The organism is Geobacillus sp. 46C-IIa, assembly GCF_014679505.1.
Lineage (GTDB): Bacteria > Bacillota > Bacilli > Bacillales > Anoxybacillaceae > Geobacillus.
The window spans coordinates 3,038,705-3,062,808 of sequence record NZ_CP061474.1 but is presented as its reverse complement, the minus strand read 5'-3'; the positions used below and the strand labels follow the sequence as shown (position 1 = coordinate 3,062,808).

23 protein-coding genes and 1 pseudogene are annotated in these 24,104 nt (G+C 51.2%); 18 read left to right on the top strand and 6 right to left on the bottom strand.

Going from position 1 to position 24,104, the window contains the following annotated elements:
* Positions 1–26 precede the first annotated feature (26 nt).
* The 5 genes and pseudogenes from IC803_RS15395 to IC803_RS15375 form a co-directional block, all read left to right on the top strand.
* Positions 27–197 (top strand): annotated as a pseudogene (locus IC803_RS15395) (DUF6431 domain-containing protein); the annotation flags it as partial.
* Positions 198–488: 291 nt separating this feature from the next.
* On the top strand, positions 489–779 hold the full coding sequence (locus tag IC803_RS15390) for a CC/Se motif family (seleno)protein (RefSeq protein WP_081209800.1): 291 nt from the start codon (positions 489–491) through the stop codon (positions 777–779).
* A gap of 15 nt (positions 780–794) precedes the next feature.
* A complete protein-coding gene (locus IC803_RS15385) occupies positions 795–1,328 on the top strand; it encodes a DUF8052 family protein (RefSeq protein ID WP_081209798.1) in 534 nt (177 codons plus the stop codon).
* Entirely contained in the window at positions 1,325–2,941 is a 1,617-nt protein-coding gene (locus tag IC803_RS15380; protein ID WP_081209796.1) for a carbon starvation CstA family protein, read from the top strand. The genes IC803_RS15385 and IC803_RS15380 overlap by 4 nt, the downstream gene beginning before the upstream one ends.
* A 336-nt stretch (positions 2,942–3,277) precedes the next feature.
* Complete coding sequence (locus IC803_RS15375) at positions 3,278–4,138, top strand: DUF3990 domain-containing protein (RefSeq protein ID WP_081209794.1); 861 nt, start codon at positions 3,278–3,280, stop codon at positions 4,136–4,138.
* Positions 4,139–4,189: 51 nt separating this feature from the next.
* Here the strand turns inward: IC803_RS15375 and IC803_RS15370 are convergent, their stop codons facing one another.
* Positions 4,190–4,978 (bottom strand): zeta toxin family protein, encoded by a 789-nt coding sequence (locus tag IC803_RS15370; RefSeq protein ID WP_081209792.1) that lies wholly within the window; start codon positions 4,976–4,978, stop codon positions 4,190–4,192.
* A 401-nt stretch (positions 4,979–5,379) separates the two neighbouring features.
* Here IC803_RS15370 and IC803_RS15365 point away from each other — a divergent pair, with 401 nt between their 5' ends.
* The 3 genes from IC803_RS15365 (at position 5,380) to IC803_RS15355 (ending at position 7,850) form a co-directional block, all read left to right on the top strand.
* On the top strand, positions 5,380–5,925 hold the full coding sequence (locus tag IC803_RS15365; RefSeq protein WP_223811990.1) for an FtsB family cell division protein: 546 nt from the start codon (positions 5,380–5,382) through the stop codon (positions 5,923–5,925).
* Positions 5,926–5,966: 41 nt separating this feature from the next.
* Positions 5,967–7,535 carry an IS1182 family transposase gene (locus tag IC803_RS15360; protein ID WP_081209790.1) on the top strand — a complete coding sequence of 523 codons (1,569 nt, stop codon included), beginning with the start codon at positions 5,967–5,969 and terminating at the stop codon, positions 7,533–7,535.
* A 123-nt stretch (positions 7,536–7,658) separates the two neighbouring features.
* Complete coding sequence (locus IC803_RS15355) at positions 7,659–7,850, top strand: hypothetical protein (RefSeq protein WP_223811989.1); 192 nt, start codon at positions 7,659–7,661, stop codon at positions 7,848–7,850.
* Positions 7,851–7,987: 137 nt separating this feature from the next.
* Here IC803_RS15355 and IC803_RS15350 read toward each other — a convergent pair whose 3' ends face one another.
* On the bottom strand, positions 7,988–8,749 hold the full coding sequence (locus IC803_RS15350) for a sporulation protein (protein ID WP_081209786.1): 762 nt from the start codon (positions 8,747–8,749) through the stop codon (positions 7,988–7,990).
* A gap of 170 nt (positions 8,750–8,919) precedes the next feature.
* Here IC803_RS15350 and IC803_RS15345 point away from each other — a divergent pair, with 170 nt between their 5' ends.
* Positions 8,920–9,345 carry a (deoxy)nucleoside triphosphate pyrophosphohydrolase gene (locus IC803_RS15345; protein ID WP_081209854.1) on the top strand — a complete coding sequence of 142 codons (426 nt, stop codon included), beginning with the start codon at positions 8,920–8,922 and terminating at the stop codon, positions 9,343–9,345.
* A gap of 117 nt (positions 9,346–9,462) precedes the next feature.
* Here the strand turns inward: IC803_RS15345 and IC803_RS15340 are convergent, their stop codons facing one another.
* Positions 9,463–10,641: a Gfo/Idh/MocA family protein gene (locus IC803_RS15340; RefSeq protein WP_081209784.1), complete on the bottom strand. Its 1,179-nt coding sequence runs from the start codon at positions 10,639–10,641 to the stop codon at positions 9,463–9,465.
* A gap of 295 nt (positions 10,642–10,936) precedes the next feature.
* Here IC803_RS15340 and IC803_RS15335 point away from each other — a divergent pair, with 295 nt between their 5' ends.
* From IC803_RS15335 to IC803_RS15300, 8 genes are all read left to right on the top strand, one after another.
* Entirely contained in the window at positions 10,937–11,980 is a 1,044-nt protein-coding gene (locus tag IC803_RS15335) for a nucleotidyltransferase family protein (protein WP_081209782.1), read from the top strand.
* The gene (locus IC803_RS15330; RefSeq protein ID WP_081209780.1) at positions 11,977–13,167 is read left to right on the top strand and encodes a glycosyltransferase family 4 protein; all 1,191 of its coding nucleotides are present in this window, start codon (positions 11,977–11,979) and stop codon (positions 13,165–13,167) included. The genes IC803_RS15335 and IC803_RS15330 overlap by 4 nt, the downstream gene beginning before the upstream one ends.
* Complete coding sequence (locus tag IC803_RS15325; protein ID WP_143421091.1) at positions 13,148–14,263, top strand: glycosyl transferase; 1,116 nt, start codon at positions 13,148–13,150, stop codon at positions 14,261–14,263. Before IC803_RS15330 ends, IC803_RS15325 begins: the two co-directional genes overlap by 20 nt.
* Positions 14,214–15,623, top strand: a complete 1,410-nt coding sequence (locus IC803_RS15320) for a phosphomannomutase/phosphoglucomutase (protein WP_081209778.1) — start codon at positions 14,214–14,216, stop codon at positions 15,621–15,623. Before IC803_RS15325 ends, IC803_RS15320 begins: the two co-directional genes overlap by 50 nt.
* Before the next feature lie 208 nt (positions 15,624–15,831).
* Complete coding sequence (locus tag IC803_RS15315) at positions 15,832–17,484, top strand: helix-turn-helix domain-containing protein (RefSeq protein WP_081209776.1); 1,653 nt, start codon at positions 15,832–15,834, stop codon at positions 17,482–17,484.
* Positions 17,485–17,796: 312 nt separating this feature from the next.
* Positions 17,797–18,201: an ATP-binding protein gene (locus IC803_RS15310; RefSeq protein ID WP_081209774.1), complete on the top strand. Its 405-nt coding sequence runs from the start codon at positions 17,797–17,799 to the stop codon at positions 18,199–18,201.
* A gap of 17 nt (positions 18,202–18,218) precedes the next feature.
* Positions 18,219–18,551 carry an STAS domain-containing protein gene (locus IC803_RS15305; RefSeq protein ID WP_081209772.1) on the top strand — a complete coding sequence of 111 codons (333 nt, stop codon included), beginning with the start codon at positions 18,219–18,221 and terminating at the stop codon, positions 18,549–18,551.
* A 6-nt stretch (positions 18,552–18,557) separates the two neighbouring features.
* Positions 18,558–20,084: a SpoIIE family protein phosphatase gene (locus tag IC803_RS15300; RefSeq protein WP_081209770.1), complete on the top strand. Its 1,527-nt coding sequence runs from the start codon at positions 18,558–18,560 to the stop codon at positions 20,082–20,084.
* 111 nt (positions 20,085–20,195) lie between these two features.
* On the opposite strand, the gene IC803_RS15295 is transcribed toward IC803_RS15300, so the two are convergent.
* On the bottom strand, positions 20,196–20,927 hold the full coding sequence (locus IC803_RS15295) for a sulfite exporter TauE/SafE family protein (protein ID WP_081209768.1): 732 nt from the start codon (positions 20,925–20,927) through the stop codon (positions 20,196–20,198).
* A 287-nt stretch (positions 20,928–21,214) separates the two neighbouring features.
* Between IC803_RS15295 and IC803_RS15290 the strand changes: the two genes are divergently transcribed.
* Positions 21,215–21,628 (top strand): RDD family protein, encoded by a 414-nt coding sequence (locus IC803_RS15290; RefSeq protein ID WP_081209766.1) that lies wholly within the window; start codon positions 21,215–21,217, stop codon positions 21,626–21,628.
* 40 nt (positions 21,629–21,668) lie between these two features.
* Here IC803_RS15290 and IC803_RS15285 read toward each other — a convergent pair whose 3' ends face one another.
* Positions 21,669–22,874 carry a type III PLP-dependent enzyme gene (locus IC803_RS15285; RefSeq protein ID WP_081209764.1) on the bottom strand — a complete coding sequence of 402 codons (1,206 nt, stop codon included), beginning with the start codon at positions 22,872–22,874 and terminating at the stop codon, positions 21,669–21,671.
* The gene (locus IC803_RS15280; protein ID WP_081209762.1) at positions 22,862–24,100 is read right to left on the bottom strand and encodes an MFS transporter; all 1,239 of its coding nucleotides are present in this window, start codon (positions 24,098–24,100) and stop codon (positions 22,862–22,864) included. The genes IC803_RS15285 and IC803_RS15280 overlap by 13 nt, the downstream gene beginning before the upstream one ends.
* Positions 24,101–24,104: the final 4 nt, after the last annotated feature.

Sequence of the window (24,104 nt, the reverse complement as noted above, 5' to 3'; positions counted from 1 at the left end):
TTCGATTCGTTTCAAGGAGGGGGGACGTGGTACCATTTCATGACTTCGGCATTGATGTCCAAACGTATGCCGATCGCGGGAAAGAGAATGACTTCCCTCTCGTGAAGCAGTGTCCCCGCTGTTAAACTCTTCACCCCTTGCATCGTCATGGATATTACCAATGCTATGCATTGACGGCAGAGGGGGAATATCGCCTTTGAATCGCCCGGTATCGCTGTTGAGAATGCCGCCAAACGAAGGAGGGGAGCAGGGTGTATCAAACGTTTTACTCCCTCTCGCCATCACTGTTTGTTAGCCACTAGTTTTGGAGAACTGTAAACAACAAGGTTTGTTCATTAAAGAAACATCTTTCTGCGCCATGTTTTCGATGAAATCACTCCTTGGCATAGGGGGAAGAAAAGGGGTATATTTTTAGATAAAACTAATGTATAATATAATGTATAGAATATACAGAAAAAACAATAAGGTGCTGATGGGCGGGATGAATGATGGATTACTCCATTTGCATCGATGATAAGGCCAGGGAATGGCTGAGGGAGAAAGGAAGTGTGTTAACGATTTCAAAGTTCCAAGCGAACCATTGTTGTGTTCCGGCATCGGAAGTGTGGATTGAATTTCAGAAACCTGAAAATGAAAACCTTTACAAAAAGATTGTTCAACACGGGATTACGTGTTTTATAGAAAAAGGGATGGAGTTTAAACAAAACCACCTGAAGGTGAAACTGACTGGTCCACCCTTTTTTAAAACGATTCGGGTGGAAGGGTTCAAATATTTTTAAAGAGGGGGAGGACGAATGGAGGGAGATCGGTTGACCCGTTTTGCCCATGAGTTAGCGAACAAATTCACGTTATATTTTGATGTATACCGCGATGAACAAATCAGCGATTTCCCCCTCGCGTTTATTGCCCATTACAAGCGGAGAGACGAGCGGTATATGGTGACGAAAAAGATGAAAGTGTACGGCGTGGAAAATCAACAACTTGTTTTTGCCACTGTCGCAAACGAACCTGTCTCGTTAGCGTTTGTCAGGCGATTTCAGGATGTCATTGATCAATATAAGCATCAATTTATCCAAGAACATACAGAACATATGTCCACGATTGTGCTTGGTCTAATTATTGCCGATGGCAAGCTCGATGACGCGGTTTTGAAGGAGGTGAGGAGGTTTCGAAAAGTGAAATTTTTAAAATTTGGCTGGCATGGGTGGATTGAGACGTATATCGCCATTCTCCATCCTAATCAAAAAAACGTGCATATTCACCCGAAGGGAAGGTCTTTTGTCAAGTCCATCGAAACTCTAATGAGGGAGGATAAAATTAGCCTATGAGCGCGGTGGCCTTATTGCTAATTTCAGCGATTGCCTTTATTGTCGCTTATTTTACGTATGGCAAGTATCTTGATCGTAAGCTCGGCGTGGACCCAAACCGGACGACGCCGGCCGTCGAGATGGCGGACGGGAAGGACTATGTTTCCACCAATCGGCCCGTTTTGCTTGGACACCATTTCGCTACGATCGCTGGCGGCGGTCCGATTGTCGGTCCAATTTCCGCGGCGGTATTCGGTTGGATTCCGGCTGTGTTGTGGATTGTGTTAGGAAGCATTTTCTTTGGCGGGGTGCATGACTATGCCTCGCTGCAAGCATCGATCCGACACAAAGCGCAGTCGATCGGCACGGTTATTAAAGAGTATATCGGCAAGCGCGGCCAAACATTGTTTTTATCGTTCTCTACAGCGACCATTATTCTTGTTGTTGGCGTGTTTATTGTGTTGGTTGCCGATACGTTTGCCAACGTTCCGGCGGCAGCGACTGCTTCCCTACTGTTTATTTTCGTCGCGATGTTGTTTGGCTTTTTTGTCAACCAAATGCGCGTCAATTTTGTGTTGGCGAGCATCATTGGTGTCATTGTCATGTTTGCCTGCGTTTGGATTGGCATGGTGTTCCCGATTAAAATGAGCGCGACGTTTTGGGTGTTTTTCCTGATCATTTATTCTTATTTAGCATCTGTGTTGCCGGTTTGGTTGCTTTTGCAGCCGCGCGATTATTTGAACTCGTATTTGTTGTATGGCATGATATTCGGTGGGTTTATCGGCATTCTTTTTGCGAATCCGACGCTTCAGCTCGCCGGATTCACCGGCTTTTACAATGAGAAGTTAGGTCCGTTGTTCCCGATTCTCTTTATTACGATTGCCTGCGGCGCGATTTCTGGATTCCACTCCTTGGTGGCGAGCGGCACGACAGCTAAGCAGCTTGACAACGAACGAAGCGGCCGTTTCATCGCCTACGGTGGGATGCTGATTGAAGGGTTTTTGGCGGTGATTGTTGTCTGCTCGGTAGCGTATTTGACGACGGAGCAGTTCACACAGCGACTCGTTGAGCTGGGTGGACCGATTCCGGCTTTCTCTGCAGGTCTCGGGTATTTTATGAGCCATTTCGGAATCCCAGAAGCGGCAGGTACGACCTTTGTCGCTCTGGCGGCTTCAGCTTTTCTCATGACAACGTTAGATTCAGCGACGCGGCTTGGGAGATACGGTGTGCAAGAGTTTGCGGAAGGAAGATCCAAGACGTTTGCCAATCCTCATATAGCAACAGGAGTGATCGTCGTCGGTGCGGCGGCGCTGGCGCTCTCGGGAACGTGGAGCGATTTATGGCCGCTGTTCGGTTCTGCTAACCAAATGCTTGGCGCGTTGGCGTTGCTGGCCGTCAGCGTCTGGCTTGTTAAAAGAGGGACGAAGTCGTGGTTTACGATCATCCCGATGATCTTTATGTTTATTGTGACGCTTTCCGCGTTGCTCGTCTTCATGAGAACGAATTTCTTAAACGGCAATATGTTCCTTGTGGTTTGTGGGTTTATCTTGTTTGTCCTGTGTATCTTCCTCGTCATTGAGGCGTATCGTTCCTTTACGAAACCGAAAGATAAAGATACGACGGTCAAAGCGTAATAGGGTAAGGTGATACTGGAGTTGCTGAACATCCCCTTTCGGTAGACGGTTGTCTATTGAAAGGGGATGTTATTCATCGGAAGGCGGGGTCCTTCCTTGGCGCTGCTGGTTGCAACATGGAATCTGTCCAGAAGGCTCGATGGAGTCGTAAACGCGACGTAAGAGGGATTGTTACGTAGAGAAGCGTTTTGAATCTGCTCTTCGCCGTGCTTAAGAAGCATTGCGTGGCGGAACAGTTGTTCATCAGCCCTTCAGGTAATACATCGATTTTCTTTCTCATAAGTATATACGGACTACGTTTGATCATCTCCAATGAAGGGGAGGGAAAGTCTCCCTATGCTTCCCGCTCATGATACATGTACAGTTTATCACGGAACGAATCTGTTCGCCGCAAAGATCATCGAGAAGATCGGAATACGGCTTGATGTACAACGAGAACTGACTGATTTCGGAAAAGGTTTTTATGTTACACTAAACCTCCAGCAAGCCAAAAACTGGGCGCAAATTCGAGCCATGCATCCGCAAATTTCTCCCCACTTACTAGACTTGCTTAATATGAGTCAGTCTCAGTATTTCCATCATCCGGAGATCAAAATTCCAGCTTGTTTAGTGTATGAGCTGAATGTAAAGCAACTGCGGCAATTAAACGGAAAAGAGTTTTCTTTGCCCCATGAGCCGGGATGGGTGCGTCACCAACGATCATGGGAACAGTTTGTTTTCAATTGCCGTACGGGGAAGAGACATGATTACGATTACGTGTATGGACCGGTAGCTAAGGGGCATTTGACTAATATGGAGAAAATAAAAGTTTCCCATACAAAAGATCAGCTTTCTCTAAATAGCATGCGGGCCGTCAACTGTTTGACCACATTAGATATCCTTGTTTTCAAGCCGGAAGACATATCTATGAAAGCGGTTTTGTTAAAACAGTTGTGGAGTCATAGACAGGCCTCGGAAAACGTTAGAAACGATAGATTTTTGCGCGAAATCCGTGATGAATTGATGACGATCGGCAACTTGACTAGTCGTCAAGCCGATCAGATGTTGCGTCAAGCTTTAACGTCCCTTCCATTCAGTTCGATGATCATGCACGAACCGGCTGCCTATTGGGCTTTCTCTATTTTGTACGGGATGCGGAAGCTGTGGCATAAAGAGTATGAAGTGTACATGAAAAAGAAAAATGAAGTACGTAAGTAAAAAAAGCGGCTGCGGCGCGGTTGCACGACACAGTTTGCCGCCTATTTCTTATTATGCTTCTCCTTTTTTTAAAAACTTCTTGTATAAGATGGGCTCTATGTAATCGTTAGAGGCAATAAGTACGAGTTTGTCTTGATTGTCATATACATAGTAACGATCGGCCAAGTCCTTGATGGCTTGAAACGTTCGAGGGACTAACTTGTGTGTATTTTCAATTACTTGATCAGGAATTTTTCTTCCGGCCATCTTTGCCCTTTCCTCAGCCCGTTGTTTAGCTAATTCGAGCGGAATGTCTACGATATAAATATGCACTTTATAACGGGCCTTTTTTAGCTTCTTCATCAAATGTTTATATGCCTTCGTTCTAGCCATGGTTCCTTCGTAAATGAAATGTTTGCGATGGCGAATCAGCTGTTTCAATAATAAATGGCTAATGTCCCGGGATTCTTTATGAACGAGACGGGCAGCATCATTTGGATGGTTTTTTTGCAGTGAGTGATATTCGGGAATGTAGGTTTTTATGTCGTCGGGATCTACGATGATTGCCTGTACACCTGCTTCAGCTAATTGTTTCTCAATCACCGTTTTTCGCATCATCGTCTTTCCAGAAGCCGTTCCGCCACCAATGAGAATGGCGATGGGTCTTTCCGTTTTTAGGGAAGAAGGGGCTTGCTTCATGATCGTATGGACAATACTCATATGCAGGGCGTGACGTTTGGGGCTGTATTTATCGCCTTTCACAGAATACATTTCTTTTGTGCTCTTTATTTTTGCGTGGTTTCGTACGGCTTTTTTTGTGAATATTCGTTTTAAACGATTTAGTATCTCTAGGAATTTCATTACGGTCACCTTCCTTCGGCGGAAATCTTTTGCTTTTGGACAGTGAAGAAGATGGCGTAGAAAGCCCCCTCTAGAAGTTCGATGAACATCGCTGTTTCTTAACGCCAGTGTTTTTGGAAAGCTTCAAATATCAAGGTTGACGTAGCGGAGAAACATCTTTTGGTGCCGCATGATTGACGAAATCCCCTCTCTTCTAGGCGTCGGCGCCGGCGATAGGAGTATGTCATCCATATCCAATATATGCACAAAAAAGGGGAGGTAACATAAAATATAGAAGTTATGCATTGCCATCCTTGTTTGCGCTTCAGAACACGGACATGGAAGAACGGACAAGGGGGACGGTGTTTTTCGCTATTGGTATCGTATAAAATGGTCTTCAAAGAAAAAGGGGGAATTAGGCGGTGAAAAAGACGTCGGTATTTGGGCTGGTTTTTTTATTGCTAGTTTCTGATTGCGTGAACGAGGCGGGCGGCAAAGCGCATCTAGCCAAACTAAACCAGCAAATACAAGAACAGGCGCAGCTCATTGATCAGCTGAAACAGCAGAACGAAGAGTTGGCCAAAAAAGCGGCAGAGTGGCAAACAATGAACGATGAAAGGGTATTGTCGGCCGCATTGGCGATTGTCGAGGCGCTGAAGGCGAAGGATATGGATCGGCTTGCGATGTACGTTCATCCGGACAAAGGGGTGCGTTTCAGTCCGTATGGCCATGTCGATATCGCCAACGATGTCGTGTTTGCAAAAGACGAGCTCCCTTCACTCATGGAAAGCAGCCGCATTTATCGTTTCGGTACGTTTGATGGGTCTGGGGAGCCCATCATGATGACGTTTAGCGATTATTTTCAAAAGTTTGTTTATGGAGGATGTCTCAAAAGTGTTCGCATAGCGTTCGCTTTTGGGACACTTTTTTGGATAAAAAAGAAGAAAACCGTTCCTCTTTTGGTATAATAGAGTCACCACACCCCTACCAAAGAAAGGACGGTTTTCTTATGTACATTTATTATAACCGAGATCAACTCCTTTTGCCAATGGATCTTGACATTTTCATTCCGGAACATCATCTTTGCCGGATCGTGGATCTAGCAGTGGAAAAAATGGAGCCGGCTCTGCTTGCTTCCCTCTATCCCGGCGGAGGACGTCCAGCCTATCATCCGAAAATGTTGTTGAAAGTCATCCTGTCTGCCTATGCCAATCGGATCTACTCCTCTCGCCAAATCGCCAAGCAGTTGAAAGAAAACATTTACTTTATGTGGCTATCCGGCCATCAAACACCGGATTTCCGCACCATCAACCGATTTCGGTCGGAACGGATGAAGGACGTCATTTACGAAACGTTTTTCTCCATTGTCGATCTTCTGCGTCAAGAAGGATTGGTCAAGTTAGAGGATTATTTTCTGGATGGAACGAAAATCGAAGCCAATGCCAACCGATACACATTCGTTTGGCGCAAATCAACGGAAAAGTACGATCAGAAACTGGAGGAGAAATTCCGGAAAATCGTTGCCTCGATCGAACAGGTGACGAAAGAAGATGAAGAGGCGGAACAAGAGGGGGATTTTCAAGAAAAGCTGGAAGCTTCACCGATCACGTCCGAAAGGATCGAAGCCGTCATCGAACAAGTGGAAGAGCGCCTAAAGAAAGAGCCGAAGAATCGTACGTTAAAGAAAGCCAAACGGCAATTGGAACAAGATCTTCTCCCCCGTAAGAAAAAATATGAAGAATACAAAGAAAGATTAGGCGAACGGAACAGTTTTTCGAAAACGGATCCGGATGCCACGTTTATGCGGATGAAGGACGACCATATGAAAAACGGCCAGCTCAAACCGGGGTACAATGTGCAGATTGGGACAGAGAACCCATTCATCACGGGATTTAGCGTCCATCAACGGGCAGGGGATGCCGGATGTTTCATCCCGCATTTGGAGCAATTGGCCGCCTATGGGCGTCCAATGCCTAAACAAGCCATTGCGGATTCCGCCTATGGGAGTGAGGAGAACTACACGTACGGTGAGAAAAAGGAGATCGTCGCCCTGATCAAGTACAACACGTTGGATCGGGAACAAACGAAAGCGTGGGCGAAGGAGATCGGCCGAATCGAGAACATGACGTATGATGAGGAGTTGGACGAGTGGATTTGCGCCAAAGGGGAACGGTTGGTGTTTTTGTATGAACGGAAGGAAACGACCGACAACGGGTATGTTACCGTCAAACGGACGTATCGTTGTACGGCTTGTGCCGGATGCCCGTTTCAGACGGCATGCGCCAAAGGCAAAGACACGAAAACCATCCGCGTTTCCTTGAAAAATCAACAACAACGGCAGGAGATCCGTGAACGGCTGTCCAAGGAAGAAGGGGCGGCGACGTACCGAAAACGACAAATCGAAAACGAGCCGGTGTTTGGGCAAATCAAGCACAACCAGCAATTTCAGCGCTTTTTGTTAAGAGGGATCCCAAAAATTACCTTGGAATGGGGGCTTATTTGTGCTGCCCACAATTTGAGAAAGTGGGCGGCCACAACCGATCCAACAAAGAAAAAACAGGATAAAATTCAGAAATAAGGAGAAATTCTCGTTTCAAAAAAAGGAATAAATAACCAAATAGGAAAGAAAAGAAACAGAGGCTGTCTCCAAAAGGTCGGTTTAACGACCTTTTGAGACAGCCTTATGATTGGAAACAACATCGTGATCGGCAAAGGGAATACACTAGAAAACATTCATGAAGTATATCCCAATGGAGTATTCGTGGAGTTTCATTTTACCGGTTTTGACGAGCAATATGACGGTATGGATTGGAAGAGCTTGTGCCTTGTCTTTGAGCAACAGGGCGGCTTATGGAGATTGGTTGGGATTGTTCATGATCAATGGACGACCTAAGTACTTGCTGGCATTTTCGTTGAAAGAAACTATGCTGTTTTGTCTGTAGAGCAGCGATAGAGGGGACATAGGGGCAAGTTGTCGATTTGCTTCATTATGGGGCAAAAGAGGCCGATGGCCCCTTTTGCTTTTTCGGTTCAGCTATATTGACGAATGGCATTGGCCAGCAGTTGCGGCAATGATTCGATATCGTTCGGCCCGTAGGTAAACCGGACGAGCGTTTCGTCCATGTCAAGCGCCTCGGCGAGCAATCCAGCGAATCCGCGCGCTTTGCGGTCAATTTCTAAAATGGTTTCCACTCCATGTTCGGAAACAAAGAAGATGGCCTCCAATTCGTCAAGGCGGCCTCGAAATGCTCCCCCTGTCGGTCGAAATTCAAACTCTTGGACAAACGGCAGCCGCCGTTGCCAATAGCGCGGCGCTTGTTCACACTGCACATGGCGGAGGCGGAATCCCAGCTGGTGGGCTGCCTCGAGAAATGCTGCGACGAGCGGGTGCGGTTCGATGGTGAGGTAATCACGGTCTTGCGGGTCAAGTGCCATTTTAATGTCAAGGCCGGTTTGCAGCCATGATTTGGAAGATCCGAGTGTGACCGGTACGTCATATGGCAAGGCAAATTGAAACGGAATCGTTTTTGTTTCATTCGGCTGGATCGTTATGGAGTCGCACACTCTGTACCGGGCGAGTACAGCTTTTTCTTCGACTTTCTTATCATCGATTTCGCGAATGTATGTGGTGACGAGTGCTAAATAAATTTCATCAATGCGCTGTTCAACGCTGCCGCCGCGAACCTCAACGACCCCCTCGACCGTTTCCCCTTGGGCGTATTTCGCTTTAGCAAGTTTCGTGTCGACCGTAGCGGATCCGATGCCGATGGAGCTTAGTAGTTTTTTAAACAATCGATTCTCCCCCTTGTCGGTTATTTTCTTCCCTTATTCGGGAATACGTAGTTCCTAGTAAAAAGGTTCTATGTTTGTTATAACATAATGTTCAAAGGAGTTCTACTATTTTGGAAAACAAAGTGATTTTTGCTAAAATAGCGTATATGGATGAGAAAGGCGGATTCGCAATGAAGCGAGTCATTCATGTGGTTGGGGCAGCCATCCGCAGTAAGCAGGGGGACGTTTTATGCGCGTTGCGCGGGCCGAATATGTCATTGCCGAACGTTTGGGAGTTTCCAGGAGGCAAAGTGGAAGAAGGAGAAAGCCCAGAAGCGGCTTTAGTTCGGGAAATTCGCGAGGAACTTGGTTGCACCATTTCGGTTGGTAAGCTGTTGGCCGATGTGTTCCATGGGTATGAGCACGCCATCGTCCATTTGCGGACGTATGAAGCCCGTCTTATTGCTGGGGAGCCACAGGTGCGGGAGCATGCTGAGCTCCGATGGGTGCCGCTCTCCCAGCTTCGTGCCCTGGCATGGGCGCCGGCTGATCTCCCCACGGTTGAGGCGTTGTTAAGCGGGGAAGGAGGACCGGGAAGTGCAGGAGGGCGTTTTTGAGGTTCGGATGCGCTTCAATCGTTCGGTTGAGGGGAAGTTGTCGCCGATTGAGATGAAAAAAGCCTGGTTGCGGTCGTTTATCATGTAGTTGCAACCAGGCTTTTTTGTTTTGCTGTGTCAACGGGTGGAAAGCGGGTTGATCGCTTCATCCGCAACGGTGCACGCTTCGGCCAAAGCGAGGTCAGCGATGGCGTCTTGCAGCGTGACAAGACCGCGTTCATTCGGATTTTCGATCAAGCGGCAAAAGTCAAGAAAGCGCGCTTGAGCGATCGCCTCGTACCAGCCGTGGCGGTCCGAAAGAGTAACCGTGCGCTCGTACGGGATGTGCGGGGCGTCTGACGGCGGAACCGACGGCAACAGGCGGTCGGCCGCTTGCCTGACTTGTTCGATGGCGCGAGCGGACGGTTGTTTCGGAATGGTATCGAGCAAAGCGTCCATATACGCCGCCTCATCGGCCGGGACGAGACCGGAGACGGACAGATGCATCGGAATCCAGCCGTCAAGCGTGATGCGCCCGCGTGTTGTATGAATATCCCAATGCGTTGATTCTGGGGCGGCAAGGTCCATCGTAAAGCCGTGGTAATAGTGAACCGGAATGCGGCGGCCGCCCTGTTCGTGGATGACAGTGGCTCCGACGCGCGGCCGTGTGCCGTCCGGATCCGTTAAGGCGAAGCCCCGTGCTCCGGCCGCCTCGCCGAACCAGTCGCGCCCGACTTCGAAAAAGTGGACGCCATGCTCGATGAAAATGCCGCCGCTTTGCCGTTCCTCCCAAAACCAATGGCCTTTTGCGACGCGGTGGGCCGCATTGTGTAGGCTCGCATAATCTACAGTCCCAAGCAGGGCATGGTGGATGAGTTGTTTGACGGCCTCCACAAGCGGGTGGTAGCGCAAGACGAGATTGACGGCCAGCGCCCGTTGTCGGCGATTGGCAAGTTCCGTGTTGGCGTGGAGCTTCTCGGCAGCAAGGGCGCCAGGCTTTTCGAGCAGTACATGTTTTCCTTTCTCAAGCGCCTGCCTGGCGAGCGGGGCGTGCAAGTGCGGTGGGGTGGTCAGAATGACGATGTCTACATGCGGATCAGCGATCAGTTCTTCTGCTTGGCGGTATTCGCGCACATCGCCCGCCTGCGGCTTTCGGCGAAGATAAGCGTCGATGACGCGCCGGCGTTTGGTGTCCGTCCGCCCGGCGACAGCGGCGAGATGAAAGGAAGGAAGCGGTGCGAGCGCGCCGGCGAGAAATTCAGCGAACGCACCGGCGCCGGCAATACCGACATGGTAACAGAAAGATGAAGAAATCATGGCGTATTCTCCTCCTCCCTCACATATATATATAGCATTAACGGTATTCATTATACCGCAAAGAAAGGGTGAGGGAGGGAATCCAAGCTTCCAAACTTGTAAACAATGAATAATTATTCATCGACACCATCTGACAATCATTTTGCTTGCGTAAGAGAAGGAATATTATGTATATTATTATTAGCAACCGACTTAGATGAGTGCTAGCAATCTATGAACCACTTTCATTTTCTCGTTCATCCATCAAGATGATTGTCTGTTTTTTGCGAAAAAAATCGTATGGAGGGATGACGAAATGAAAGCATTGTTGCTGGCAGGAGGATTAGGTACGCGTCTTCGCCCATTGACCGAAAACATCCCCAAACCGATGGCCCCGATTGCGAATCGGCCATGGCTTGAGCACCTCATTCTCCATCTTCGCGATCAAGGAGTCAATGAATTTGTCATCGCCGCTCACCATTGTTCAGAAGTGATCCGCCGTTATTTCGGCGACGGGAAGGGTTTGAACGTCAAAATTACATACGCGCTTGAACCGTTCCCGCTCGGAACGGCCGGGGCGATTAAAAATGCCGAACGTTGGCTTGACGAACGATTCCTCGTGTTTAACGCTGATATCGTGCATTTGCCGCAATTGGTTCCTCTGCTTGATTTTCACCGGCAACACGGCGGCATCGCGACGATTGTCTTAACGGAAGTCGACGATCCGTCCTCCTATGGAGTAGTTGAACAAAACGACCGCGGACAAATTTTGCGCTTTATCGAGAAGCCGCGCCGTGAGGAAGCGCCATCCAACCGGATCAATGCCGGCATGTATATTTTGGAGCCGGACGTGATGCGCTACATTCCGGCTGAGCAGGAGGTGTCGATCGAACGCGAAACGTTCCCGCGCTTGATCGAAGAAAACACCGGCGTTTACGGCATTGTCAGCAGTGGATATTGGCGCGATATGGGAACGCCGGCCCGTTACCGCCAAGTGCATTGGGATGCCTTGAACCGGGAGTTTCCGTTGCCGATCAAAGGGCGCGAGATTCAGCCGGGCGTGTTTGTTGGAGAAAATGTCAAGATTAGTTCGGGTGTACTGTTTGTACCTCCTGTGTTAATTGGCAATAATGTAAAAATCGGCCATCAAGCGGTCGTCGGTCCGTATGCCGTCATCGGTGACCATTGTCAAATCGGCGCTCGCGTTCATTGCGCGCATACGATTGTCTGGGATCGCTCCCTTATTCGTGACCGCAGCCGTCTGCAAAACAGCATTTTCGGCTATCGGACGGTGACACCGGCTGGAGAAGTGTTCGAAGGTTCAATTATTAATCAGTTTAAGGAGGCGGTGCAAGCATGACCCGAATTGCGTACGTCAGTACATATCCGCCGCGCAAGTGCGGATTAGCCACGTTTACCGAACATCTTCGTCAAAGCATCGACAGCGTCCGCGGACTGTCAGCGGGCGACCGGGTGATTGTCATTTATAACGAAAGCGATGGCGATGACGCCTATCGCGGCAACGACGCGTATTGGCCGCTTCCGACGCAAAACCGCGCCGCTTATACGAAGATGGCCAGGCGAGTGAATGAAAGTGAGATTGATGTCGTCGTCCTGCAGCACGAATTTGGCATTTTTGGCGGCGAGGCTGGCGAATACATTCTCGATTTCATCGCGGCGCTCCAAAAACCGCTCGTGACGACGTTTCATACAGTGTTTGCCGATCCTAAGCCGCCGTATCGCCCGATTCAGGAGAAGATCGCCGCGGCAAGCGATGCGATTATCGTCATGAACCGTCAAGCTATCAAGTACTTAGTAAAGGCGTTCGGCCTTCCGGAGGAAAAAATCGTCTACATTCCGCACGGCGCCCCAGGCCCAAGAGGCGAGGAACGCGAATCGCTGCGCTCCCGCCTCGGGTTTCACGGCCGGAAAGTGATGTTTACGTTCGGCCTGCTCAGCCGCGGCAAAGGCATTGAATCCGTGCTCGCCGCACTGCCGGGCGTCGTCCGCAAGGTGCCGGAAACGCTGTATGTCATCGCTGGACAAACGCACCCGGAAGTGAAGAAACGGGAAGGCGAGGCGTACCGTGAGGAGCTGAAAGCGTTGATTCGCCGGCTCGGACTCGATGGTCATGTCCGCATGGAAGATCGGTATTTCACTGAGGAAGAGCTGATCGATTATTTGACGGCGTGCGATTTGTATGTCACCCCGTACCCTGGCATGCAACAAATCACGAGCGGCACGCTCGCCTATGCGGTCGGTGTCGGGCGTCCGGTTGTCTCAACGCCGTACGAGCATGCGCGTGATTTATTGCAAGGTTGCGAAGAGCTGTTGTTGCCCTATGGCAACACGGCCATCTGGGAGGAACGGCTCGCGCAGCTGTTGGCCGACGAGGCGGAGTTGGAGCGCTGGGAGGGGATCGTGCGCCAAATTGGGGCAAACACGCATTGGCCGCGCGTCGGCGAACACCATGTCGCCTTATTTGCGCGCGTATGCGCTGCCGCTCACAGCAGGGAGGTGAAGGCGGTTGACTTCGTCAGTCATTAAGTTCGACCATCTCGAGCGCATGACTGACGACACCGGGCTGCTCGAGCATGGCCTCGGCCGCATTCCGCGCCGGCGCGAAGGCTATTCGACTGATGACAACGCCCGTGCCATATGGGCGTGCCTAGAGTGGCTTGCCCTGCTTAAGGATCAACGGATGGCGGAACGGCTGTACCGCTTGCTTGATCGGTATTTGGCATTTTTGCTTTGGGCACAAAACGATGATGGAACATTCCATAACAATTTTTTCTTCGACCGGACGAAAGAGGCGGAAACGCCGTCAGAAGACTGCTTCGGGCGGTCGTTTTGGGCGGCGGCGACAGCGTACATCCAGCTGAATGATCCGGCGCGGCGCGAGGCGGCCGCGGATGTGCTGCGCCGGGGGATGCCGGCGGCGTGGGAGCTTCGCTCTCTGCGCGGCATCGCTTGGGGCTTGGCAGCTTGCGGCGCCTTGCTTGAGAAGGCAAGCCCACCTGGTGTCGATCAGGAGGAATTAGCGACGCTGGCCGGGCGCTTTGAGCGGCGGTTGCTTGCGGCGTATTGGACGCATGCGGACGACGGCTGGCGTTGGTACGAGCCGGAGCTGACTTATGGGAACGGCGTGCTGCCGTGGGCGCTTTGGACGGCGTACCGGCGTGCGCCAAGGCAAGAGGTGAGGGAGGTAGCGGAAGAAAGTCTTTCCTTTTTAATAGAGATGATGAGTGGAGCCGAGGGGACGATCCGCCCGATCGGCAACCGCGGTTGGTGCAGCCGCCGCTACCGTGCCGATTGGGATCAGCAGCCGCTTGACGTGATGAAGCTCGCCTTGGCGGCGCGCGAAGCGTATTGGGCGACGGGAGGCGGGCGGTACCGAGATGTTGTCCGTCGCTGTCTCGCTTGGTTTTACGGAAAAAACGATGGCAACGTTCCGCTAGCCGACCGAAGCGACGGCAGCTGTTGCGATGGGCTTGGTCCGAACGGCCCGAACCCGAATCGGGGGGCGGAATCAACACTATCATACTTGTTGACAGCAGCGATCGCTCAATCGATTTCGGTGGAGGTGGTTTTCGATGAAGACATCGATCACGAAACCGTTCGCATGGCCGGCACACGTATTTAAAGAGTATGACATTCGCGGGCGTGCCGGTGAGGAGCTCGATGAGTCGTTTGCTTATTGGCTCGGACGGGCCTTTGCCGAAATGATGCAAAATGAAGGCGAACGGAAGGCGGTCGTCGCCCATGACAATCGCCTGTCGTCGCCGGCGCTGCATCGGGCGCTGAAAAGCGGGTTGCTCGATGGCGGCTGCGATGTCATTGATATCGGGCTTTCGACGACACCGATGTTTTACTACAGCTTATACAACACAGACATTGCATGCGGCATGATCGTCACGGCAAGCCACAACCCGGGCGACGAGAATGGATTTAAAATCGCTATGGGGAAAACAACGATTTATGGTGAACGCATTCAAGCGTTGCGGCGGGCGATGGAGCGGCTGAGCCAAAAACAGGCGCCCCCGGAAACGGCGCGTGGGCGCGAGGAAACGCTTGACTTTGCCCGGGCATATATCAAGATGTTGAAGGAGAAAATCCAGCTCGGGCCGCGCAAGCTGAAAGTCGTCGTCGACTGCGGCAACGGCACCCCGTCGATCATTGCGCCAAAAGTGCTAAAAGAGTGGGGCTGTGATGTCATTCCGCTCTATTGCGAATCCGACCCGACGTTCCCGAACCATCATCCTGACCCGGTCGTGCCGGAAAACTTAGCCGATTTGATCAAAACGGTGCGCAAGGAGCAGGCGGATGTAGGCATCGCATTTGACGGTGACGGCGACCGGATCGGGGTTGTGGATGAAACGGGCACAATCCGCTGGGGCGACCAGCTGATGATATTGTTCTGGCGCGACATTCTTAAGCGCCATCCGGGAGCTAGGGCGCCGGTTGAGGTAAAATGTTCGCAAGCGCTCGTGGAAGAAATTAAGCGTCTTGGCGGAAAACCATTTTTCCATCGCACCGGCCATTCGCACGTAAAAGCGACGTTGCGGCGCCGCCCGTCCATTCCGTTTGCCGGTGAGATGTCTGGCCATCTCTTCTTCAATGACGAATTTTATGGTTACGATGACGCCTTGTACGCTGCGGGGCGGCTGCTTCGTCTCTTATCGCACGACGAGCGTCCGCTCTCTGAATGGTTTGCCGATGTGCCGCACTATGTGGCGACACCGGAAACCCGTGTTGCTTGCCCAGAGGAGAAAAAATCTTTGGCCATCGCTGCCGTGAAAAACCGATTTGCCGGACGTTATCCAATCATCGATGTCGATGGCGCCCGCATTCAATTCGATGAAGGCTGGGGATTGGTGCGGGCTTCGAACACGCAACCGATTCTTGTCTTGCGCGCTGAGGCGAAGACAGAAGAAGCGTTGGCGGAGATGAAACGGCAGCTGGCTGATGGTTTGCGTGCGCTTGAGCTGCATGTCAATTGGTAACTTTGTTTCTAGCAGGTGGGGCTCATGCCGTCCGCTTGTTCACCAGCCTATACGACACTGATTTTCTCCGGCGTCGGCCGCCTGTTTCATGCGGGCGCCGCGCCGGATTGTTTTTGCTTTCGCCCGAGGCGGAAACTTGATTTCTTGCAGTTCGTTTGTCCATAATAGATAAGGATAAAAAACATGATTTAGGAGAGTTGAGGGCGAATTGGCGATCAATGATTTGTTGCAATATGTCCAAGATGCGTATGCGTCATTAACGGAGTTAAGCATCATGATTGTGGATAGCAGCGGCAATCCAGTAACGAAAGTATCGAATATGACCGAGCTGGCGGAGCTCGTTTTATTTGCTGCGAAAAAGGGGGCCTCATCACTTTTTTGCCCCGAGGAGTTGGCAGTTGATGGGTGGCGTCGGCCGGCTGTTGTACCAGCCGGGCATTTAGGGATGAAAAGCATCATGGCTCCTGTGTTTGTCGACGGGAGGGCAGAATATTGGATTTGGGCTGGTGTGTTTGTAGAAGAAGAAACGAAATGGCTCATTTGCGAACAGCCAGTTTCCGATGCCCGGGAGTGGACGGCCGCCATCGAACAGGCAGACGCGCTGCCGGCTCGGGCGATCGAAGCAAAGCTGAACGAGATCGAAAAGATGGCGGCTATTTGTGGAGAACTGATTGGCGGCGAGCGCCGCAAACAGAGGTACAATGAATACGGACAGCTGCTGAAAACGGCGGTAACCGATCGCGCTGCCCTAAATGGCGCGGACAAGCTACTTCATCAGCTGCGCAAGATGAACGAGCGCCTTGATATGGCGTTGTATATTGAAAAGCGCCAGCAAGGATGGGTGGTGGCGGCAACGAGCGGCGGGAAAGCCGGGCAGCTATATGGCAAGATGGTTGATGAATTGTTTCCGCCGCTCTCTTTCCCCGAACCACCGCTCTATCCTGCTTATTTTCAAGATGCGGCGTTAGATCCGCGCTTTTCGTTTTTTGTCCGTCATGGCATCCGTCCGAAGGCGATGATCGTATATCCGGCGGTATATGGGCGAAAAGCGGAAGGGTGGGTCGTTGTTGGCAGCGAGACTGCCTCTTCGCTGCCGGCGGCAATGCAGCCGCTTGGCGCCGCACTCGTTCAATACGGGCATTTGCTTGCAAGATGTGCGGCCGCTGATGCAAAAATGGACCGCCATTTCATGCGCTTATCAATGTTAATCGAAATCGGCCGAGCGATGCGCGTTGTACAACAGGAGGAAGAAATCGTCCGCATGATGGCCGAGTTCGCGATCGAGCTTGCTTATGGCGATTTCGTTTGCGCGATATTGTGCGGCGGCAAGACAGTCATCGTTCATGAGGGGGCGATTTCCAATGAAATGGCGTCTTGTTACCGGGATGATGTGCTCCGCCGTTATGGCTGCGGCATTGAACAGGCGGCGAAAAACCAAGTCCCGGCTTTGCGCCAAGTAGGAGACAAAACAGTAATGGAGGTGCCGTTTTTTGTCCGCGACGGTCATTATGGCGTTCTTGCGGTCCATTTAAAGGAAACGGACGAAGCGAAAGAAGCTGAAGTGTATATGACAGCGCTAGTGTCCGTCGGAGCGATGATGATGAAGGGCGCCGCTCAAGGCGGGAGCGGACAGGCGGTCAATGTTCAAATGTTGTCTGAACAACTGACGGCTCGGGAAATGGATGTGCTTGAACTGCTTGTCCAAGGCTGCAGCAACCGCGAAATTTCAGAACGACTGTTCATCAGTGTCCATACAGTGAAAAATCACATCACGAATATTTTTCAAAAGATAGGTGTCAACGACCGGTCGCAGCTGATTGCCCTTGTGTATCAGCTAAGTCACCGCCGGCAGCGTCATTAGGGGAGCATCATCGGACGATAGGAGCCATGATGTTCCTTTTTTATCATGCGAGCTAAGGAAGTGTTGTATTCGAAAGCGAACGCTGGGGACAAAAAGTGTAGGAAATTGGAATGGAATCCATTTTGTATTATAATGATAATATAGTAAATAAGCACTATTAATAAGCACTATTTTTCCTGTAGGGGTGGAACAATAAGGAAGAAAAGATAGCATTCCAATCCGTTTTTCCCAGCATCCGAGCGTGTTATAGTGAAAAAGCTGCCATGTTGCGTTTGACTGCGCGTGCAAGCAAAGAAAGATAGGGGAATGCCGATGAAGCATGTGATCATGATCCGAACGATGACGATCATGAAAACGGCAGACATTTTAAAAGCGATGGACATTACCGAGCAGCTGGCAAACGAAGTGGGATTTTTGCCGCGCGACTGCCTTTTTCTTCGCTTGGCGACGGAGGAAGCGTGTACGAACGCGTATGAATATTGTCAAAAAACAGGAAGACTACCGTTTAAAATATTTTGGAAAATGGACACAACCCAGTTCACAATTATTGTGAAGCAGCGAGGGGGATGCTTTTCCGTCGCCAAAACCGACGGCGTGAACACCGGGCCGCGCGGCAGAGGGCTGCAGCTAATCGCCCATATTGTCGACGATGTATACGTGAAGCGAACGGGAAATAACGTTTTGCTTTGCATGTGCAAATGCAAAAAAAATGAGTGACCATTGGAGGAAGCAGGATGGAGACGAAACAAGGGGCAATTTGCACACTGACATGGACAGAAGATATCACATTAAATAATGTGGAATCGTTTCGCCAAGCGCTTGAACGGCTGTTAGCCGAACAGGCTGACCAGTTGATCGTTAACATGGAAGCGGTCAACTACATCAACAGCGCCGGGCTCGGCATGATCGCCGACAGCGTGATGGCCGCCAGAGCCCAGCAAAAAGAACTGGTCGTTGCCGGAGTGACAGGGTCGCTCGCGGAAATTTTCCATATTGTCAAATTTTCTTCGTTTATTAAATTATTCGCCACAGAAAAGGAAGCGATCGATTATTTCAGCGGAGAATGACGTTTCATGATCAACGGGTTTTTGGAATATCTTCGACACTACAAAGACTTCACATGGCGGGAACTGCTCGACAGCCTCGAAAAAATGAACGTGCTGTTCGGACCGCGTGATGATGTATACTGGCTGGCGGCGCTGGATCAAAGGAAAGTATTGTTTATTTCTTCGTCATGTGAACAGCTATACGGCTTGCCTCCGGCCTCCTTTTATCATGATACGGATGTATGGATGAAAATATTATATCCCGATGACCGCGCTAAAGCGGAGGAAAAGTGGGCGTTCCCTTGGGAAGCTGGAGTGAATACGCAAACATACCGCATCGTTAACCAGCGGGACGGGTCCGTGCGCTGGGTGCTTGAGCGGACGGTTCCCGTGTTTGGCGGAGCGGAGGAAGAAAAATTGATCAGCGGCTTTGTCACGGACATTACTGAAGTGAAAAAAGCGGGGGACGAGCTTCGGCTCGCCGAGCAAGTGTACGCCATGATCGAACAGGCGATGCTCGTGACCGACGGCGAGTTCGCCGTTCGGTTCGTCAACCCGGCGTTTACGAAAATCACCGGCTACAGTGCAGAAGTCATCGGTCAGCCGCTGCATACGCTTTATGCCGGCTATTATGATTCCTGGTTTTACGAAGTGATCAAAACTGGAATTGACGAAGGCGGGGAATGGCAAGGACGGGTGCGCTGGCGGCGGAAAAACGGATCTGTGTCTGTTAGGCGAACGACGGTGCGAGCCGTTCACGACCAAGAAGGGGGCATTTCCTTTTATTTGTTTTTGTTTTCCGGCCCGTTCCGCGAGTCGCCTTACGTTGAGGCAATGAAGGATGATTTAAAGCTGGCCCGCGAAGTGCAGAAGCGCGTATTAAGCAAGCCGTTGTCAGCCAATGGGATCGGCATCGCTGGAACATACATCCCGTCGCAGGAGCTGGGGGGCGACATGTATGCATGGTATCCGATCGACAAACAGCGGTACGGCATTTTTTTAATGGACGTGATGGGGCACGGAGCAGCGGCATCGCTGATTTGCATGTCGGTCCGCTCGCTCCTTAACGGCATCATCCGCAAAGGGATCGTCCCGAAAGAAGTGTTCAGCGAGCTGAACCGGCATATGCGCCAGCTGTATCATGAAAACGGACGGATGACGTATTATTTCACCGCCGTGTATGTCCTTGTTGATGTGAAGGAACGGGTGATCGAATATGCATCGGCCGGCCATCCGCCGGGGTTTTTGTTCCAGCCGGACGGCACGGTGGCCGAATTGGACCGCGGTTGTGCGCCGATCGGGCTGCTCCCGTTCCTTTTCATCGATAGCGGTCAGCTGAGTTATGAACCGGGGGCGACGCTTGTGTTGTATTCCGATGGAGCCATCGAAGGGGAGGTAGGTTCTGTCCGGAAAAATATCGAGGCGTTTCGCGATGCGCTGGCGCCGTATGTTTCGCTCGACGAGCGTGCGCTGTTAGCTCGCCTGCGCCGCCATTTTGTCCAAAAAGAACCGCTTTCAGACGATTTCTCGGCGGTGGTCGCTAAGCTGAAGTAAAGAGGGGAGAAAAACTGTCAATATCAGCCTGGCCGATACGGCGATCATGGTCGGTTTCCCCATGTATGAGTGGAAAGGATGTCCCGCTTTTTCGGGCATCCTTTTCACATGCTACGAAAAGATCAACAAATTCATTCCCGCTGCAAACACAATGAAAGAAGCCACATTTTTGATCCGTGTATGCGGCAGGCGTTCAAACCATTTCAGCCCTGCGCGTACACCTGCTAATACAGCAATGGCCCCAAGCAAAAAGTAAAGAACGAACGAATCGGTAAAGTCTCCATGAATGCCATGCAAAACGATCGTAAAACTATTCATAATGACAAAGGACGCTTGGAGATTGGCATTATAGCTTTCTTTTTCTTTATAGCGCATCAGAAAGTAAAAGACGAAAAAAGGACCGCCTACGGCGAAGATTCCCCCGATCATTCCGCCGATCAGACCGATCAACATAGGAAAGACAGGCTTTTCAAATGATGGGGCATAAGCGTTTTTTTCGCTCATATAAAGATAAATGACCATCCCAATGAGCACAAGGCTCAACAGTTTTCGCATGACCTCTGTCTCGCCGTAGAAATTCAGGATAAAGAATGACAACACGCGCCCCGCTAAGGCGAAACTCAAAATCAAAAGAAGGTCTTTGCCGCGAATGGATTTTCTGAACTTGACCGCCACGTGGAGTGATATAAGGATCGTCAAAGCGAGCACTAATAATGTGCTGTCCTTAAAGGTTAATAAAATCGGCAAAAGCCCCATAGAAAACAAGCCGAAACCAAATCCGCTCGCCCCTTGAATCAAACTGCCGACAAACAGAATGGCAAATACGAAAATAAGCTCCCACATACGTTGTCATGCCTTTCATGAAAAATGTCGCCGTCTGCCCATGCCAGCTGCTGAGCTCATCACGCAAAGGGAATGCTTTTTAGTTTACTATATACGGATTTTTCACAAATACCACCCTTTTAGGGAAACTTTTCGTCTTCGCCGATTCGAAGATGGCTCAGAACTCTGGACCGGAAAGTCTTGACCGCCCTTGATCGTATGGATTTCTTGCCTGAATTTAGGTTAAAATGACAATTGTACTGTTGATGACGAATACAATATAGAAAAGGCAGGAAGGGGGAAGGCATATGGCGGTGACGAACCCGGCTGGATTTTGGAAGCGGCTGTTGGCTAGCTTGTTGGACGCTATTGTGGTCGGCATTCCGATTTCGGTCATCGGCTATTTGATTACGGGCAGTATGGAAACGAACTGGTTTACGACCTTGGCCAACTTGCTTTACGCCTTAATTGTTCCAGCCGTTTGGTACGGGTACACGGTCGGCAAACGGATGATTGGCATTCGAATCGCGAAAGTCAACGGCGGCAAAGTCGGCATCGGCACGATGTTTTTGCGCTCGTTCGTCGGTGGAATCGTTTATTTTATCACGTTTGGCATCGGCCTGATCATCAGCGCGATTATGGTGGCCGCAAGGGAAGACAAACGGTCGATTCACGATTTTATCGCCGGCACGTACGTCACAACGGAAAAGCCGCCGGTGTAAACAAGGAAACGAGCGGGCTTCCAAATGGAGGCCCGCTTTGTTATGTCGAAGGCTCAAGGTAAATAAATTCCGGGTGCGGGTGGCTTAGAAAGTCATGATGGGAAATGTCCCAGCCGTAGGCGCCGGCACAGCGGAACAGCGCGATGTCACCGACGCGCAAACGGGCGCAAGGCACATCCCGAGCCAATACGTCGTTTGGCGTGCACAACTCGCCGGCTAACGTCACCCGTTCGTTAAACAAAGACGGGCGGCCGAACGGGTAAGGCCATTCGTCGATCGGAATAACAAGAAACGGATGGTTCATTTTCCAAGCCGCCGGCAGCCGGAGATGATGGGTGCCGCCGCGAAGAATGGCAAAGTACGTTCCATAATTGTTTTTTAAATCGAGCACTTCCGCAGCGTAATATCCGCTATGAGCAGCGATAAAGCGGCCAAGTTCGAAAATGACTGTCCAATGCTGGGAAGCATGGCGGCGCAGCAGAGAGTTTAGCTCTTTGGCAAACCAATCCCAGTGAAACTGCCGATCCGGGTCGTTGTAATGGACGCCGACTCCGCCTCCAACGTTAACGACCGAAAACGGCCGCCCGTATGTTTTTTCCGCTTGCGCGACGAACGACAGGCACGTTTCGATAAAAGAAAGATGGGCCTGCTCGTCGGTATGATTAGACATCGAGTGAAAATGAAATCCTTGCAGATCAATAGACGGAAGCAGCATCGCTGTACGGATGGCTTCGGCGATGTGCCGTTCGTCGATGCCAAATTGGGTCGGTTTTCCAGCCATATGCAGTGTCGCGCCTGAGGCCGCTTGCCGCAAATTGACCCGCAAGAGAACGTGCCCGGTCGTTTGCCGCTCGGCAGCGATCCAGCTGAGCCGCTGCAGTTCCCAAAGGCTTTCGACATGAATAAGAGTTACGCGCTCCTCGAGCGCTGCGATAAGCTCTTCATCCGTTTTTCCCGGCCCACCGAAAATGACCGGTGCATCGGAAAACAGGCGGCGGACTTTTTGCAGCTCGCCGCCCGAGGCGACTTCAAAACCCGTGACATGCGGCGCGATCGTTTTCAAGATGCGCTCATCCGCGTTCGCCTTCACGGCGTAAAAGAGCTGCACGGAAGGGGGAAGCGGGGCGGATAAGCTGGCTGTGTGGGCGCGCAGGCCTCCCAAGTCATACACATAGGCGCAAAGCGGAGACCGCTGTTTGGTCTTGCGGCTCGCGATCGTTTGAATGACAGTATTCAATCGTTCCATGTTCGTCCTCCTGTGGAGATGTTCCATAGTTCTTTTCGCCGCCAAAAGGCAAGGACGCAAAGAAGACAAAGCCATCCCATCGCATAGCCGGCGGTTTTTGCCCCCGCGTACTCGGCAATGGCGGTAAGCAAAAGCGTGCCAAGCGGGATGAAGCCGCGGTCCATTAAGGCGATGCTCATAATCCGCCCGCGCAACTGATCCGGAACGGTCAGTTGGACGGCTAGGCGGCATAGCGTCCGATACAGTTGCCCGGTCAGCCCGGCCAACGCCATGGCGGCAAGGCAAAGCAGCTGATGTTCAAACGAGACGATCCATAGAAGCAACGATAAAGAAAAGGCGAGCAACGAAACGATCAGCCATTTGCCGACCGCCTTGACCGGCCGAAAGGAAAGCCAAGTCGTGCCAAGCAGTGCGCCGGCAGATGAGACGGAAAGCAGCAAGGCGAAATCCTCGGCATCACCTTTGGCCAACGCGTCAACAAGAAGCGGGGTGATAGCCGAATAGGCAAAGCCGAACGTCATCGGGATGACCGAAAGGGCGAGCAGCGCTCGGATGAGCGGGGTGTCCCTGATATAACGGATGGCTTCCCCTTTGTCGCCTTCCGCCGGACGCACAGCCGGGCGGCGGGGACGGCCGTCCTCTAAAGACGATACCGCAAGAGCGGCGATAATGAGCATCGCGCTGTAGACGACAAGCAGCGGGACGCCATCCATCGAAGCGAGCCACCATCCGGCCGCCGCCGGCCCGAACATTTTTCCGATATGAAGCGCGGCGGTATGCAGTGAAATGGCGCTCGAGAGTGCCGCGCCTGGAACAAGATCAGCGATATACGCATTGCGTACCGCCGTCTCAATGGCCATAAAAACCGAACGGACGAAGACAGCGGCAAACAGCCAAATGAGTAAAGACGGCTCGCACAGCAACCAAGCAATCACCAAAGTAAAACCTGCCATGCCAAGCAAGGAGGCGGCCAGCACTTGGCGCCGCGGAAGGCGGTCGGCGAGCACGCCACCGAGCCAACTGAATAGAAAAATCGGCAGCAGCCGGCAAACGTTGAGAACGCCGAGGTCGAGCGGCGAGCGGGAAAGCTGCAGCACGGCCCAGTTTAAAACGATGAAATCAGCCCACTCCCCGATGCGGGCCGGCAGCGTTCCGCCCCAATAAATACGGAACGGGCGCCAAAATAATGCGAAGGAAGGGGACGGTTTTTTCGATGTCAGAAGCATATCG